This window comes from Bradyrhizobium sp. McL0616 (assembly GCF_049993385.1).
GTDB lineage: Bacteria > Pseudomonadota > Alphaproteobacteria > Rhizobiales > Xanthobacteraceae > Bradyrhizobium.
In genome coordinates, this window is the sequence record NZ_CP188255.1 from 4916343 (window position 1) to 4930958 (window position 14616).

15 protein-coding genes are annotated in these 14616 nt (G+C 64.1%); 6 read left to right on the forward strand and 9 right to left on the reverse strand.

The annotated features are described in order from the left end of the window. The first annotated feature begins 65 nt into the window (after positions 1 to 65). Positions 66 to 251 carry a hypothetical protein gene (locus tag ACPPVR_RS24045; protein ID WP_247347112.1) on the forward strand — a complete coding sequence of 62 codons (186 nt, stop codon included), beginning with the start codon at positions 66 to 68 and terminating at the stop codon, positions 249 to 251. Positions 252 to 272: 21 nt separating this feature from the next. Next, positions 273 to 1043 carry an SDR family NAD(P)-dependent oxidoreductase gene (locus ACPPVR_RS24050; protein ID WP_426609055.1) on the forward strand — a complete coding sequence of 257 codons (771 nt, stop codon included), beginning with the start codon at positions 273 to 275 and terminating at the stop codon, positions 1041 to 1043. 111 nt (positions 1044 to 1154) lie between these two features. On the opposite strand, the gene ACPPVR_RS24055 is transcribed toward ACPPVR_RS24050, so the two are convergent. The 3 genes from ACPPVR_RS24055 to ACPPVR_RS24065 all read right to left on the reverse strand — a co-directional run bounded on the left by ACPPVR_RS24055 (position 1155) and on the right by ACPPVR_RS24065 (position 4961). Beyond that, positions 1155 to 1925, reverse strand: coding sequence for an outer membrane protein (locus ACPPVR_RS24055; protein ID WP_426609056.1), 771 nt, complete (start codon positions 1923 to 1925; stop codon positions 1155 to 1157). A 163-nt stretch (positions 1926 to 2088) separates the two neighbouring features. After that, on the reverse strand, positions 2089 to 3363 hold the full coding sequence (locus ACPPVR_RS24060) for an FAD-dependent oxidoreductase (RefSeq protein ID WP_426609057.1): 1275 nt from the start codon (positions 3361 to 3363) through the stop codon (positions 2089 to 2091). Positions 3364 to 3443: 80 nt separating this feature from the next. Further along, the gene (locus ACPPVR_RS24065; RefSeq protein ID WP_426609058.1) at positions 3444 to 4961 is read right to left on the reverse strand and encodes a caspase family protein; all 1518 of its coding nucleotides are present in this window, start codon (positions 4959 to 4961) and stop codon (positions 3444 to 3446) included. 203 nt (positions 4962 to 5164) lie between these two features. Between ACPPVR_RS24065 and ACPPVR_RS24070 the strand changes: the two genes are divergently transcribed. The 4 genes from ACPPVR_RS24070 (at position 5165) to fabA (ending at position 9828) form a co-directional block, all read left to right on the forward strand. After that, positions 5165 to 6127 (forward strand): helix-turn-helix transcriptional regulator, encoded by a 963-nt coding sequence (locus ACPPVR_RS24070; protein WP_426609059.1) that lies wholly within the window; start codon positions 5165 to 5167, stop codon positions 6125 to 6127. Between the two features lie 299 nt (positions 6128 to 6426). Continuing rightward, positions 6427 to 7965 (forward strand): DEAD/DEAH box helicase, encoded by a 1539-nt coding sequence (locus tag ACPPVR_RS24075; protein WP_426609060.1) that lies wholly within the window; start codon positions 6427 to 6429, stop codon positions 7963 to 7965. Positions 7966 to 8131: 166 nt separating this feature from the next. After that, positions 8132 to 9199: a GGDEF domain-containing protein gene (locus ACPPVR_RS24080; protein ID WP_426609061.1), complete on the forward strand. Its 1068-nt coding sequence runs from the start codon at positions 8132 to 8134 to the stop codon at positions 9197 to 9199. A 98-nt stretch (positions 9200 to 9297) separates the two neighbouring features. Beyond that, positions 9298 to 9828 (forward strand): bifunctional 3-hydroxydecanoyl-ACP dehydratase/trans-2-decenoyl-ACP isomerase, encoded by a 531-nt coding sequence (fabA, locus tag ACPPVR_RS24085; protein WP_426609062.1) that lies wholly within the window; start codon positions 9298 to 9300, stop codon positions 9826 to 9828. A 2-nt stretch (positions 9829 to 9830) separates the two neighbouring features. Here fabA and ACPPVR_RS24090 read toward each other — a convergent pair whose 3' ends face one another. The 6 genes from ACPPVR_RS24090 to sufC form a co-directional block, all read right to left on the reverse strand. Next, positions 9831 to 10286: a TfoX/Sxy family protein gene (locus ACPPVR_RS24090; protein ID WP_426609063.1), complete on the reverse strand. Its 456-nt coding sequence runs from the start codon at positions 10284 to 10286 to the stop codon at positions 9831 to 9833. Between the two features lie 133 nt (positions 10287 to 10419). Next, positions 10420 to 10830, reverse strand: coding sequence for a HesB/IscA family protein (locus ACPPVR_RS24095; protein WP_426609064.1), 411 nt, complete (start codon positions 10828 to 10830; stop codon positions 10420 to 10422). 49 nt (positions 10831 to 10879) lie between these two features. Then, positions 10880 to 11251 (reverse strand): SUF system Fe-S cluster assembly protein, encoded by a 372-nt coding sequence (locus ACPPVR_RS24100; protein ID WP_071914314.1) that lies wholly within the window; start codon positions 11249 to 11251, stop codon positions 10880 to 10882. Continuing rightward, the gene (locus ACPPVR_RS24105; RefSeq protein WP_426609065.1) at positions 11248 to 12495 is read right to left on the reverse strand and encodes a cysteine desulfurase; all 1248 of its coding nucleotides are present in this window, start codon (positions 12493 to 12495) and stop codon (positions 11248 to 11250) included. Before ACPPVR_RS24105 ends, ACPPVR_RS24100 begins: the two co-directional genes overlap by 4 nt. Beyond that, positions 12492 to 13796 carry a Fe-S cluster assembly protein SufD gene (gene sufD, locus ACPPVR_RS24110; protein ID WP_426609066.1) on the reverse strand — a complete coding sequence of 435 codons (1305 nt, stop codon included), beginning with the start codon at positions 13794 to 13796 and terminating at the stop codon, positions 12492 to 12494. Before sufD ends, ACPPVR_RS24105 begins: the two co-directional genes overlap by 4 nt. 11 nt (positions 13797 to 13807) lie before the next feature. Continuing rightward, positions 13808 to 14563 carry a Fe-S cluster assembly ATPase SufC gene (gene sufC / locus ACPPVR_RS24115; protein ID WP_426609067.1) on the reverse strand — a complete coding sequence of 252 codons (756 nt, stop codon included), beginning with the start codon at positions 14561 to 14563 and terminating at the stop codon, positions 13808 to 13810. Between the last annotated feature and the right edge of the window lie 53 nt (positions 14564 to 14616).

A 14616-nucleotide genomic window follows, 5' to 3' on the forward strand; every position in this document is an offset into this window, starting at 1 on the left:
TCGCGTCCTGCGGCGATCGTTGATGCCGCAAGCCGCGACAGAAGCGGACCCATGGGGAGGAATGCATGCGCAGATTTCTGCTGATCGCAGGCCTGTTTGCCCTCGCCGTCGGCCTGCTCTGGATCGGACAAGGCACGGGCACCATTGCCTGGCCGCGATCGAGCTTCATGGTCAACCAGTTGCAATGGGCCGGCTATGGCGCAGCCATGGCGGGCTTCGGGCTGGTGCTGATCTGGCAGAGCAACCAATAGAAGAAACCAGGGAATAAAAGCATGACATCCAGCCGGTTCGATCTCCGCGGCAAGGTCGCGGTCGTAACAGGAGGCAATGGCGGCATCGGGCTCGGCCTGGCGCACGGGCTTGCCGATGCCGGCGCAGACATCGCCGTAGTCGGACGCAACGAAGCGAAGTCGGCCGCGGCCGTTGCCGATCTCAGCCAGCGTGGCGTGAAGGCGATCGCCGTCACCACCGACGTCACCGACAAAGGGGCTATCGCCGCGATGGTCGAGCGCGTCGTCAAGGATCTCGGCCGCATCGACATCCTCATCAACAATGCCGGCATGAGCATCCGCAAGCCGCCGCACGAACTCGAACTCGACGAGTGGAACAAGGTGATCGACACCAACCTCACCAGTGCCTTCCTGTGCTCGAAGCTGGCCTATCCGGCGCTGAAGGCGTCCGGCAACGGCAAGGTGATCAACATCGGCTCGATGATGTCGATCTTCGGCGCGAGCTTCGCCACCGCCTATGCGGCGAGCAAGGGCGGCATCGTGCAGTACACGCGCGCCTGCGCCAATGCCTGGGCGCCGGACAACATCCAGGTCAACGCCATCCTACCGGGCTGGATCGACACCGACCTCACCCGCGGCGCGCGGAAAGAGGTCTCGGGCTTGCACGAGCGCGTGCTGGCGCGCACGCCTGCGGGTCGTTGGGGCGATATCGACGACTTCGCCGGCATCGCGGTGTTCCTCGCCTCGCCTGCCTCGAACTTCGTCACGGGCACTGCGATCCCCGTCGATGGCGGCTTCTCGGTGATGGCGTAAGCCACCGTTGCGTCGCCAACAAAAAAGAAGCCCCGGCCGAAGCCGGGGCTTTGAATTTTGGCAGTGATCGTTTCTTGTCTTGCTGGTCGTTCGTTGCGTCGAACTTCGTGCTCAGTAGCGGGCGATGACCGGCGCGTCGAACTTGTAGCTCGCGCGCACGACGGCCCACTGGATGTCGCGCGGCTTGGCATCGAAGCTGTAATTGCCCGAGGTGCCGCCGAGCTGATAAGTCTGGCTGCCGAAGGCCGCGTAGTTGTACTCGAGGCCGACGATCCAGTTGCGGGTGATGCCGTATTCCCAGCCGGCGCCGACGGTCCAGCCGTTCGCCCAGTGGGTCTGACCGCCCGAACCCTGCGCCACTCCGACCGTGTCGGTGACGTTGAGACGGTTGTTTACGCCGGCATAGCCGCCCTTGATGTAGAACAGGTTGTTCTGCACGGCGAAGCCGGCGCGGCCGACGACGGTCGCGAGAACGTTCGCACGCCAGGTGAAGATGTCGTCGCCCGCACCGAAAGCGGTGTTGACGACGGTGCCCTTGTTGTCGAGGCCGGAGATCGTGCCTTCCATGCCGAACACGTAGTTGTTGGCCTGCCAGTTGTAGCCGATCTGGGCGCCGCCCATGATGCCGGCACCGCGCTGGCGATAGCCCTGGCCCGGCGTCAGATCGCCGAACGGCGCACCGACGCCATTGTTGATGAACTGCTCGTTCGTCCATGCTCCGCCGATGTGGCCGCCGACATAGAACCCGGTCCAGTTGAACAGCGGTTCGATATAAGCCGGCGCCTTGGTGTATTGCCGCGCGCCGAGATCGGCAGCGGAAGCAGCGCCGGTCGAAACCAGAGCGGTCGTGCAGGCGAAGGCGGCAATCAATTTGTTACGCATGGTACACCCCGTGTCCTTTGATGGGTGCACGCTCACACGCAGTTCTTACTCAAATTTGAATCAAGAAAGTTAAGACGCCGGATTGACGAATTGCGGCCACTGAATCCGTTGGCGCTGTTGCCCGCGCGCAACGCGCCATGCGCGATTTAACGCGGCGTTATCCCTACCGAATTCCCGCGCGCTGCGATGGCGCGACGGCTTTCGAATGCACGTGCTCGGGCCGCACGCCGAGCGCAATGAAGCGCGCCGGGATACCCTGAAGCCATGGTAGCGCGGTGATGAGGCGCACGATCAGCGGAACCTTCAGCGGCTGGTCACCGCCTTGCAGCGCGCCGCTGATGATGTTGTTCTGCACGACCACCTGCATCGCCTGCGTCATTTTCACCGGAAACTCGCGGCGACGCCGCACGGCATCGAGTTCGTTCTCGGTTGGACAGCCGCGCTGAAGCTTCTCCGCGAGCAGGTTTGCGGTTGCGACCGCATCCTGTACGGCAAGGTTGACCCCGACGCCGCCGACCGGCGACATCGCATGCGCGGCATCGCCGATGCAGAGCAGGCCCGGCCGCGTCCAGCGTTGCAGGCGGTTGATCGCGACGGTGAGAAGCTTGACGTCGTCAAAGCTCTTCACGTCGGCAATTCCGCGCTTGAGCACCGGCGCCATGCGCACGACGTCGTCGAGCAGCGCCGGCAATCCCCTCGCCTTCACCGCATCATATTGCCCCTTGGCGATGACATAGGCGCATTGCCAATAGTCGCCGCGGTCAAAGGTGACCATCATCTTGCCGGGCTCGACACGCGCAAACAAATTCTCGGTCTCCTCGGGAGTCCGGCCGGCGCGGAACCAGAGCACGTCCATCGGCGCGCCGATCTCCTCGACCTTCAGCCCCGCGCGCTCGCGCACCGTCGAATTCCGGCCATCGCAGGCGATCGTGAGCTCGGCCTCGATGTCGATGATGCCATCCGGCGTCTTCGCGCGCACGCCGGTGATGGTCTCGCCGCGGCGGATCAGGTCGACCGCCTCCGCGCTCATCATCACCTTGAGCGAAGTGAAGCGGCTACCTGCCTCGCGCAGGAAATTCAAAAAATCCCACTGCGGCATGAATGCGATGAAGGGGTATTTGGTGTTGAGCCGGCCAAGATCGGCGATCCGCACATGCGTGCCGCCGAACAGGCCGTCCATCGTCTGCAAGCGCTGATGCGGCAGCTTCAGAAAGCCATCGATCAGGCCGAGCTCGTCCATCACCTGGAGCGTCGAGGGATGCACGGTGTCGCCGCGAAAGTCGCGGAAGAAATCCCCATGCTTCTCCAGCACCACGACATCGATGCCGGCCCGTCCCAGGAGATAGCCGAGCATCATGCCGGCAGGACCACCGCCGACGATGCAGCAGCGGACCTTTCGGACGCGCGATGTGGGCTGATCTGGCGTGACTGCTTCCATGACCCGAGTCTCGCTGCGGCATCGATGAACCGGTTGTAGCGCCGACGAGCGTCGGGAGCATGTTCAATTTGAGAAACCGCTCAATTGTTGCTGCGGTTCGCGGTGCGAAAGCTCTTGACCTCCGATACGCTGCCGTCACGGTAGGTCAATTCGACCGACATGAACTGCGTTGCTGGCGGCAGCTTCTGGTAAAGCAGCATGCCGGCCGAAATTGCGCTGGGATCCCGGAGATCGCAGGGCGGCAGCTTCAGCACCTTGTCCGGCACCGCCGTGTCGATGCCGATCCGCACCTCGCGGATCGCGCAGCGATACGACACCAGATGCGAGTAGTAGACCAAGAGCCCGTTGAACTCGCGGAACGAGAGCCAGCTCGTCGCGGTCATGTCGAGGATCTTGCGCTGGTCGCGGATCAGCGCCGCCTCAGGGTCGAACTTGATCGGAAACGGTCCCTGCATGTCGCCGGATTGATCGACGTAGCGGACCTCGATCGTGCCGGCCGCAGCGTCCGGCGGCAATTCGATCGACGGGTTCGGCATTCGCTTGCGCGTGCGCGGATCGAGCGTGTCGATGAAGCCGGTCTCACGGAAATCGCCATTGCCGGCCATGCGCCACGAAATTCCGATCGTGGGATCAGCAAAGGAAAACACCACCGACCAACCGCCATTGTGGCGCGAGAAGCTCGCGATCGGCGCGTTGGTGGTCTCCTCCTTCGACACGCGTGGCACCGAGACCGGCGGCAATGCCGCAACCTTCTGCGGCGGCGGATCGGCCGGCCGCGCGGCAGCCGCGTCCTTGGCGATGCCGCTGAGAAAGACGTCGTCGACCATCTGGTCGAAATAGACCGGCACCTGCTTGTGCTTGACGGTGTCGGCCATCTCGCTGACCAGGCGGCGCGTGTGCTGCGCGACCTGCACGAGATTCTCGCCGGGCTGGAGCAGCTCGCGCGCGAAGGTGCGCGTGAACACCGAATTGGGATTGGAATCGTCGTTGGACAGACGATCGAGCGCAGTCTGGCGCGGACCTGCGGAGAACACCGAGAACACGCCCTCGGGCAATTGCGTCATCGGCGCGAGCCCGCCGCCGCCGGCGACCGCGCGCGTGCCGGAACGCTCGAACGGATTGTTGCGGCAGGCGTCGAACACCAGGATCGATGTCCGCGCCTTCTTGTTCTGGAGGCGCTCGACGATGCGGTCGGCCAAAACGGAGGCGTCACGCACCAGCTCTTCCTGGCCTTCGGCCGCCGCGGGCACGTCGGTCGGCAGCAGATAGTTCTGGCCCGCGATCTCGAAACCGTGGCCGGCGTAGAAGAAGAACGCGGTGTCGCCCGGCTCGATCGCCCGGTCGAAAGCGAGCAGCGTCTCGGAGAATTGCTGTCGATTCTGATTTTCGGCAACCATCACCGCGAAGCCGAGTTGCTTCAGCGCATCGCCCATGGTGCGGGCGTCGTTGACGGCCTTCAGAAGCTTCGGAACGTTCTTGTAGTCGTTGTTGCCGACAACGAGCGCGACGCGCTTTTCGGCATGCGCGGAGCTTGCGAAGCCGCCCAGGCTCGCCACGAGGCCAACCGCTGCCAGAATTCTGAAAAGCCGACGCGTCATCGTAACATTCCCGTTGCGGAACGGCTCCCCCTCGATCCCCCACGAACCGTTCATCGGGAACCCGGCGCCGCTGATGTGATAGTCGGTCCAGCCATATCGGCGGTTCAACGACCTGGCCTTTGCTTCCACCATCTGGCCTATGGCAGATTCCAGCGGAATCTGCTCTTTCTTGGGCAGAATTCGGTACGAGACGAGGGGCTGCCGTGTATCGCTGGTGCACCGACGAGGTCGAGCCGCACGACCGCTTCGACTTTTGGCGCGAAGTGCGCGCCAAGGGGCTATTCGGGGTCACGGCGGAACTCGAGCGCGAACGACGCGCGGACTTTTTCGGCGAATTCTCGATGCGACAGCTTGGCAATGGTACACTCGTCGAGCTCAAGGCCTCGTCCTACGCGGTCGAACGCAGCCAGGCCGATATCGGCCGCGCGCCGGGGGACAGCATCTGCGTCTACCAGCAACTTGGCGGCGGCGGCTGGTTCGGCGGCATGCGCTCCAGCGATTTCGCGATCGCCAATGGCAGCTTCGCCACCAGTCACACTGACCTGCCCTATCGCACCAAGCCGCTCGGCACGGGTGGATTTCACCTGCGGATTCTGAAGATCCCCGTGAGCGGCCTCGCGCCGCAGGACAAGCGCATGCGCGAGCTTGCGCCCAAGATGTTCAACGATTCGGGTTTGGCGCCCCTGCTCGATGCCTGCTTTGCCGATCTCGGCGAGGTCGCCGTGAGCGACGGTTCGTCCGAGGCCGCTCCGCTGGTGCAGGCGCTGGGGCATCTGGCGCTGATCGAGCGCGGCCTCGTCAGGCCTGGCAGCCGGCGCGGACAGGGCGCGCTCCGGACCGCCCGCCTGTCGCTGGCGCGCCGGCTGATCGCGCGCCACCTGCAAGACCCGGATCTAGCGCCGACGCAGGTGGCCGACCTGCTTGGCGTCTCCGTGCGTCATCTGCACATGCTGTTCGAGGCCGCCGACCGCAGCTTCTCGCAGACGGTGACGGAAGAGCGGTTGAAGCAGAGCCGCCGCCTGATGCGGGAAGCGCCGGAGCGGCTGATCGCGGATATCGCGTCCGCCTGCGGCTTCGAAAGCCTGGCGACCTATTACCGGGTCTTCAATGCCGCCTACGGCATGGCGCCCGGCGATTTCCGGGCCCGGGCCTCGGAGGCGCGGTAGCCACCGCAACAAAGCCCCCCGTCTGGACCGCCTGCCAAGCTGGAAAAACCGAGCTGCGCCCGTTATTTGGACAAAACCTCAGGGTTTTAGGGCCTTCCCGCGGCTGCTCCATTGACTTTGGCCGATTCCCGCCTATGTTCCGGGTCGACGCGGCTCGGTATCGAAGAGCGATTCCTGAGCCTGGCGCTCTGTTCGCGTGAGTCAGCACCCGCAGCTTCTTTGAAAGCGCGCCGTTTTGGGGTGGAACGCGACAGCCTTATCACCCTCGATTCCGAACGGCGGTTTCGACCAGAGGCTCAATGTCCTTTTCAAATCTCGGACTTTCCGAAAAAGTCCTCGCCGCAGTGGCGGCCACCGGTTACACCACCCCCACCCCCATCCAGGAACAGGCGATCCCCCACGTCCTCGCACGCAAGGACGTCCTCGGAATCGCCCAGACCGGCACCGGCAAGACCGCGGCCTTCGTGCTGCCGATGCTCACCATTCTCGAAAAGGGTCGCGCCCGGGCGCGCATGCCGCGCACCCTGATCCTGGAGCCGACCCGCGAGCTCGCGGCGCAGGTTAAAGAGAATTTCGATCGCTATGGCGCGGGCCAGAAGCTCAACGTTGCGCTGCTGATCGGCGGCGTCTCGTTCGGCGACCAGGACGCCAAGCTGACGCGCGGCGTCGACGTCCTGATCGCAACGCCCGGCCGGCTGCTCGACCATACCGAGCGCGGCGGCCTGCTGCTCACCGGCGTCGAGCTGCTCGTCATCGACGAAGCCGACCGCATGCTGGACATGGGCTTCATTCCCGACATCGAGCGCGTCTGCAAGCTCGTCCCGTTCACGCGGCAGACCCTGTTCTTCACCGCGACCATGCCGCCGGAGATCCGGCGCATCACCGAGACCTTCCTGCACAATCCGCAGAAGGTCGAAGTCTCCAAGCCCGCCACCACCGCCGTCACCGTCTCGCAGTGTCAGGTCCCGGCCGGGCGCGAGGCGCATGAGAAGCGCGAATTGCTGCGACGCCTGCTGCGCGAGGCCAAGGATCTCCAGAACGCGATCATCTTCTGCAATCGCAAGCGCGAGGTCGCCGTCGTTCACAAATCGCTGCAGAAGCACGGCTTCAGCGTCGGCGCCCTGCACGGTGACATGGACCAGTCGGCCCGCACGGCGGCACTCGAACAGTTCCGCAAGGGCGAGCTGCCGCTGCTGGTCGCCTCCGATGTTGCCGCCCGCGGCCTCGACATTCCCGAGGTCAGCCACGTCTTCAATTTCGACGTCCCCCACCATCCCGACGACTATGTTCACCGCGTCGGCCGCACCGGCCGCGCAGGCCGATCCGGCATGGCGATCTCGCTGGTGACGCCGCTCGACCAGAAGTCGATGGTGGCGATCGAAAAGCTGATCGGCCAGAGCATTCCGCGCGCCGAGGGCAACTACGAAGTGAACGCCGAGGCCGGCGAGCAGAGCGAGCGCCCGCGTGAGCAGCGCGGACGGGACCGTGACCGCTCCCGCGGCGGACGCAGCAAGCCGCAGCGCGGCCGCGACCGTGAACGCAGCCATGAGCCGCGCGAATCGCGCGGCGAGGCAAGGCCTTCAGCCGAAACACAGCCCGCTCCCGAGGCGAGACCTGCACGTGAGCCGAAGCCTGCACGCGAGGCAAGGCCTCCGCGCGAAGCAAACCAATCATCCGAGCCGCGTCACGGCTCGCGTCAGCAGGCCAATCCATCGCATGTGCCGTCGATCGGCCGTCCGGAGCCGCGCCGCCAGCGCGAAGCCGACACCGAGCCCGGCGACCACTCGCATCTCCCGGCGTTTCTGCTGCGCCCGGTGCGCTCGCCTGCGGGCGCCTGAGGCGCGACGCAGTTTGGGTCGCGGTTGAGCCAGACCGCCGCGACACTTTTTCTGATGCACCAGCGACCGGTTATTTACCGGCCGTTCACGATCGTCATCTAGCCTGAGGCCATAATTTAAGCATTGCTGCGGGCGGCGGCGCACCGACCGCTGTGGGGTAGTTTCTGTGGTCAAGGTGTTCGACGAACACGAACGCACGATGGCGTTCGCCGAGGTGGCACTCGGTCAGATTCGATCGCTCAAGCAAACCGCAATCCCCCGCAATTATGAAATCTGGTACGTTTACGCGACCGGCTACAACGCGCCGCTCAACAAGATCATCAACGAGACCCTGGCGCGCAACGGCAAGCTGACCGAAGCCGATCTCGAGCAGATCTACGACACCTATCTCTCGCACATCAAGACAACCGAGCGCATCGACAAGGTCGGCACGCGCGTCATCGGCGAGATCGACGACGTGATGACGGTCTTGAGCGACGCGCTCGGCATGACCGGCGCCTATGACGCCAGCCTGTCGGGTGCGACCGAAAAATTGTCCTCGGCCGAGAGCCGCGACCAGATCAAGGCGATCGTCGAGACGCTGCTGCGTTCGACCGGCGCTATGCGCGAGACCAACAAGGCGCTGGAAGACCGGCTGACTCTGTCGAAGAACGAGATCAGCAATCTCCAGCACAGTCTCGAGGCGATCCGCGCCGAGAGCCTGACCGATCCCCTGACCGGGCTCGGCAACCGCAAATATTTCGATCGCATGATCGACCTGGCCGTGCAGAGCGCGCTCGCCTCGGGTGAGCCGCTGTCGCTGCTGCTGTTCGACATCGATCATTTCAAGTCGTTCAACGATTCCTATGGCCATCTCACCGGCGACCAGGTGCTGCGCCTGGTCGGCCTGTCCATGAAACAGACCATCAAGGGCCAGGACATCACTGCGCGCTATGGCGGTGAGGAGTTCGCCGTGCTGCTGCCCAACACCGCGCTGCGCCAGGCTCTTACCGTCGCCGACCACATTCGCCGCGCCGTGATGGCGAAGGAGTTGAAGAAGAAGTCGACCGGCGAGATCCTCGGCCGCGTCACCATCTCCGTGGGCGTCTCCATGCTCAAGCCAAGCGACGACACCGATGCGCTGATCGAGCGCGCGGATGCCTGCCTCTACGCCGCCAAGCGCAACGGCCGCAACCGCGTGATCTGCGAAGCCGATCCGGAATATGCGGTCGAGACCCACAACCGGGTGGCGTGACGCGGAAGCCGAGCGCGCTTGACATTCCAACCTGACGAACGACATCTTCCTCGCCGCCGAACGGCACCTGACCGCGAGCATCCAGAGGACTTGTCGTCTTGCCCAATCCTCACGATTTTCACACCCCGCAACCGTCCTACACCAGAGACGAGCTGCTGAGATCGAGCGAAGGCGGCTATTTCGGCCCGGGCAACGCGCAATTGCCGGCACCACCGATGCTGATGATGGATCGCATCAGCGAGCTCAGCCTCGACGGCGGCGAGTTCGGCAAGGGCCAGATCGTAGGCGAGCTCGACATCGTGCCGGGCCACTGGTTCTTCGATTGCCACTATCGCGGTGACGCGATGATGCCGGGAAGCCTCGGCCTGGACGCGATGTGGCAGATGATCGGCTATTGGCTCGGCTGGTCGGGCTCACCGGGCAAGGGGCGCGCCATCGGCGTCGGCGAGGTCGAGGTCACGGGGGTTGTCACACCGGATACGCGATGCGTGCGCTACGAGGTCGCCATGCGCATGGTCCGGCGCGGCAAGCTCGTGCTCGGAATTGCCGACGGTCGCGTGCTCGCTGACGGCACCTGCGTCTTCGTGGCGAAGGATATGCGGGTCGGCCTGACCAAAGCCGTGGACTGAGCTTAAGCTTTTCGCTTGGCGCGCTTTCGAACAAGGCTCTTCTTGCTCACCTTCCTCGGCGCTTTCGCGGGTTTGGCGGCTTTCTTCGCCGGCTTGCTCGCCCCCCTCTTCGTTCCTTTCTTCGTCTTCGGTCGCCTCTTCACCTTGGCGCGCACCGCGGCGGCGAGCGCCGCCCTCGCCCATTGCGCAAGCTCCTCGGAATCGTCGAACAGGCGAGCCGGCAGCTCCCAATAGGAGTTCACCAGCACGGTCTTGGCGCGGGTCGAGTACTGAAACGGCTTTGAGCCTTCCGCCTCAAAATCCGGAATCGTCATCTCGTCAGCACGGAAGAATAGCCCGGCGCGCAAGGCCAGCGCGAAGTTGGTCCCATCGGCCGAGATGCCGTAGCCGGAAAACATCTTGCGGATGGTGACGGGGCCAAAATCGGCGAACAGGTCGATCAGGAATTCGCGGTCCATGGAAGGCTTCCCTGCACAAGCAAGCGAACCCTCATAGCATCCTCGTCATTGCGAGCGAAGCGAAGCAATCCAGACTGTTCCGGCGGAGACAGTCTGGATTGCTTCGCTTCGCTCCTCGCAATGACGCTTGGGGTTACCCGTCGATCTTCGCCGGACGCAGCTCGACCGACTCGCCGCAGCCGCAGGCGGAGATCTGGTTGGGGTTGTTGAAGACGAACTGGGCCTGCATCTTGTCGGCCTTGTAGTCCATCTCGGTGCCGAGCAGAAACAGCACGGCCTTGGGCTCAACCAGGATCTTGACGCCCTTGTCCTCGACGACCTCGTCGGTCGGGCGGATATCGTGGGCGTATTCGACCGTGTAGGACTGGCCGGCGCAGCCGCCGTTCTTCACGCCGACGCGCAAGCCCACGATCTCGGAATCGGCGCGCTGGGTCAGCTCGCTGATGCGCTGGGCGGCGGCATCGGTCAGCCGCATCACCTGCGGACGCGGGCGCCGCGGTTTCGGAGTGGATGCTGGTGTTGAGCCGGACGATATCTGTGTCATGTCAGTGATGTGGTCCGTTGCTGAGCGAATTCAATGCCAGAGTTACGCGTCACCACATATTGAGGACGAGACGGGCCTCGTCGCTCATGCGTTCCGGCGTCCATGCCGGCTCCCAGATCACCTTGACGTCGACCACGCCGACGCCGGGAACGCTGGCGACCGCGTTCTCGACCATGGTCGGCAGCTCGCCGGCGGCCGGGCAGTTCGGCGTCGTCAGCGTCATCTGGACGTCGACGGAACGGTCGTCCTTGATCTCGACCTTGTAAATCAGGCCGAGCTCGTAGATGTCGGCCGGGATTTCCGGGTCGAACACGGTTTTGAGGCCAGCGATGATCTCGGTGGTAAGACGCTCGGTCTCCTCCGGCGGCAACGCCGAATGGGTCTCCATCGGATTGGCTTTGATTTCGGCCGTGTCACTCATGAGAACAAATCCCGCGCCTTCAAAAGCGCCTGAGCCAGATGATCGACTTCTTCCCGCGTATTATACATGCCGAACGACGCCCGGCATGTGGCCGTCACGTTGAACCGCTCTAAAAGCGGCATGACGCAATGGGTGCCGGCGCGCACCGCGATGCCCTGGCGGTCGATCACGGTGGCGACGTCGTGGGCGTGTGCGCCCTTGAGCTCGAAGGAGATCACCGGGCCCTTGCCCCGCGCCGTGCCGATCAGCCGCAGCGAATTGATCTCGCGCAGCTTCTCCTGGGCATAGGTGACGAGATCGTGCTCATGCGCGGCGATGCGCTCCTTGCCGATCGAATTGACGTAATCGATGGCCGCACCGAGGCCGACGGCCTCGACAATCGCGGGCGTGCCCGCCTCGAACTTGTGCGGGGGATCGCCATAGGTGACGACGTCACGCGACACTTCGCGGATCATCTCGCCGCCGCCATTGTAGGGACGCATCGCGACGAGGTGGTCGTACTTGGCCCAGAGCACGCCGATGCCGGTGGGACCGTAGACCTTGTGGCCGGTGAAGACGTAGAAGTCGCAGCCGAGGTCCTGGACGTCGACGGGCAGATGCACCGCGCCCTGGCTGCCGTCGACGAGCACGGGAATGCCGCGGGCGTGGGCGATCTTCACGACGTCCTTGACCGGGACGATGGTGCCGAGCGCGTTCGACATCTGCGTGATCGCGACCAGCTTGGTCTTGGACGTCAGCAGCTTCTCGAATTCGTCGATGAGGAAATTGCCCTCGTCGTCGACCGGCGCCCATTTGATCACGGCGCCCTGACGCTCCCTGAGGAAATGCCAGGGCACGATGTTGGAGTGATGCTCCATGATCGAGATGACGATCTCGTCACCTTCTTTGATGTTCGGCTGCCCCCAGGACGACGCGACCAGGTTGATCGCCTCAGTCGCGTTGCGGGTGAAGATCACTTCCTCAGGTCGGCCGGCGTTGATGAACTGCGCGACCTTGGTGCGGCCACCCTCATAAGCTTCGGTCGCAGCGTTGGCGAGGTAATGCAGGCCGCGATGCACGTTGGCGTATTCGCTCGTATAGGCCTGCGTCATGCGGTCGAGCACCGCGCTCGGCTTCTGCGCGGAAGCCGCGTTGTCGAGATAGACCAGCGGCTTGCCGTAGATCTGCATCGCGAGCGCCGGAAAATCCTGGCGCACGCGCGCGACGTCATAGGCGCCGTTCTTGACTGCGGGATGCGTGCTCATTGGCGGCGCTCCAGCCAACGCTCGGCAATGCCGATCACATGCTCGCGCAAGCTATCATCGGCGATCTGCTCGATCGCTTCGCCGACGAAGGCCTGAATCAGCAGCGCCTGGGCCTGCTTCTCCGGCAGGCCGCGCGCCTTCAAATAGAACAGCAGAGTGTCGTCCAGCGCGCCGGCGGTGGCGCCGTGGCCGCAGGAGACGTCATCGGCAAAGATCTCGAGCTCCGGCTTGTTGTCGGCCTCGGCTTCGTCCGACAGCAGCAGCGCGCGGGTCATCATCTTTCCGTCGGTCTTCTGCGCGTCGGGCCGGACGATGATGCGGCCCTGGAACACCGAATGGGCGCGGTCGTCGATCACGGCACGGAAGATTTCGCGACTGACGCAGTTCGGCACGGCGTGATCGACGACCAGCGTGGTGTCGCCATGCTCGGTCTTCTGCAACAGGTTGACGCCATTGACCGAGAGCTCGCTGCCCTCGCCCGCCATCGTAATAAGCCCCTGGAGGCGACTGACGGCGGCGCCGGTGGTCATGTTGAAGAAATTGAGCTTTGTATTCGCGCCAACCGTGACGAATTGCGACGTGATGTTCACCGCGTCAGGCGCGTCGTCCATTAAACGGATATGCGCGACGTCGGCTTTGTCGCCGACCGAGACGATAACGGCGTCATTGACCTGGTAGGCCTTGGCGCCGGCCGCCACAAAGCTCTCGATGATGGTGGCGCGGGCGCCGTTTCCGACCGCAACCTGCGAACGGGTGAAGGCTGACGCAGACGCGGCCGTCGCGATGTGGATGATCTGGATCGGTGCGGACAGCTGCGCGCCGTCGGCGATCGACAATACAACGCCGTCGGTCGCCATCGCAGCATTCAGTGCGATCACGGCATCGGTGGCCGGGGTCTTCAGGAGCCCGGCATCCTTTTCCAGCGTCTCCCGCAGCGTCTTGAAACTCACCTCGGAGGCGAGCGCCTTGACGTCGGACAGATCGGCCGCGAACACGCCATCGACCAGCACCAGCTTGCGGGCGCCCTCGATCGCGTGCGCCTTCACGGCATCCGCGGCGCGCTTGAGAGCGGTCGCATCAGGTGCGGCCGCGAGCGGCAGCACCTCGCCGACCAGCGCGCGCAAATCGGTGTATTTCCATTCCTCGATCCGGCGGTGCGGCAGGCCGAGACGTTCATAGGTCTCGAACGCCTCGCGGCGTGCCGCGATCACCGCGGGCGGACCCGGCAGCCGGCCTTCGGCGCTGGTGAAGAGATCGCTCACCGCGCGGCCCTTTCCGGTCTTTGCCACAGCAACGTTCATCGCAAAATTCCTTACGCAGCGTCCTCGAACTGGGTGTAGCCGGACGCTTCCAGCTCCAGCGCCAGTTCCTTGCCGCCGCTCTTCACGACACGGCCCTTCGACATCACGTGCACCACGTCGGGCACGATGTAGTTGAGCAGCCGCTGATAATGGGTGATGACGACCATCGCGCGCTTGGGCGAACGCAGCGCGTTGACGCCGTCGGCCGCAATGCGCAGCGCGTCGATATCGAGGCCGGAATCCATCTCATCGAGGATGCACAGGCTCGGCTCGAACAGCGCCATCTGAAGCACTTCGTTGCGCTTCTTCTCGCCGCCGGAGAAGCCGACATTGACACCGCGCTTGAGCATGTCCTGCGGGATGTTCAGCGACTTCGAGACCTCGCGGACCTTCCTTAGGAAGTCCGGCGTCGAATATTCACTCTCGCCGCGGGCCTTGCGCTGCGCGTTCAGCGCCGTGCGCAGGAAAGTCATGGTAGCAACGCCGGGAATCTCGACCGGATACTGGAACGCCAGGAACACGCCCTTGGCGGCGCGTTCTTCCGGTTTCATCTCCAGCAGGTCTTCGCCCTTGAACAGGATCTGGCCGCCCGTGACTTCATAGCCGGGCTTGCCGGCGATGACGTGGGAGAGCGTCGATTTGCCGGAGCCGTTCGGCCCCATGATCGCGTGCACCTGGCCCTCGTTCACGGTCAGCGTCAGCCCGTGGAGGATCTCACGCTCCTCGACACGAACCTGCAGGTCTTTCACTTCAAGCAAAGCGGTCATTATTTTTTCCATCTATTCCCTCGTCCCGAGAAGCGCCCGAGGCGCGTCTCGAA

Excerpts from the sequence above, each read along its gene's own strand:
- ACPPVR_RS24050 (WP_426609055.1), top strand. The coding sequence starts at position 273 with ATGACATCCAGCCGGTTCGATCTCCGCGGCAAGGTCGCGGTCGTAACA.
- ACPPVR_RS24095 (WP_426609064.1), bottom strand. The coding sequence starts at position 10,830 with ATGACACAGATATCGTCCGGCTCAACACCAGCATCCACTCCGAAACCG.
- ACPPVR_RS24090 (WP_426609063.1), bottom strand. The coding sequence starts at position 10,286 with ATGGACCGCGAATTCCTGATCGACCTGTTCGCCGATTTTGGCCCCGTC.
- ACPPVR_RS24100 (WP_071914314.1), bottom strand. The coding sequence starts at position 11,251 with ATGAGTGACACGGCCGAAATCAAAGCCAATCCGATGGAGACCCATTCG.
- ACPPVR_RS24060 (WP_426609057.1), bottom strand. The coding sequence starts at position 3,363 with ATGGAAGCAGTCACGCCAGATCAGCCCACATCGCGCGTCCGAAAGGTC.
- ACPPVR_RS24105 (WP_426609065.1), bottom strand. The coding sequence starts at position 12,495 with ATGAGCACGCATCCCGCAGTCAAGAACGGCGCCTATGACGTCGCGCGC.
- ACPPVR_RS24045 (WP_247347112.1), top strand. The coding sequence starts at position 66 with ATGCGCAGATTTCTGCTGATCGCAGGCCTGTTTGCCCTCGCCGTCGGC.
- sufC (WP_426609067.1), bottom strand. The coding sequence starts at position 14,563 with ATGACCGCTTTGCTTGAAGTGAAAGACCTGCAGGTTCGTGTCGAGGAG.
- ACPPVR_RS24065 (WP_426609058.1), bottom strand. The coding sequence starts at position 4,961 with ATGACGCGTCGGCTTTTCAGAATTCTGGCAGCGGTTGGCCTCGTGGCG.
- ACPPVR_RS24075 (WP_426609060.1), top strand. The coding sequence starts at position 6,427 with ATGTCCTTTTCAAATCTCGGACTTTCCGAAAAAGTCCTCGCCGCAGTG.
- ACPPVR_RS24055 (WP_426609056.1), bottom strand. The coding sequence starts at position 1,925 with ATGCGTAACAAATTGATTGCCGCCTTCGCCTGCACGACCGCTCTGGTT.
- sufD (WP_426609066.1), bottom strand. The coding sequence starts at position 13,796 with ATGAACGTTGCTGTGGCAAAGACCGGAAAGGGCCGCGCGGTGAGCGAT.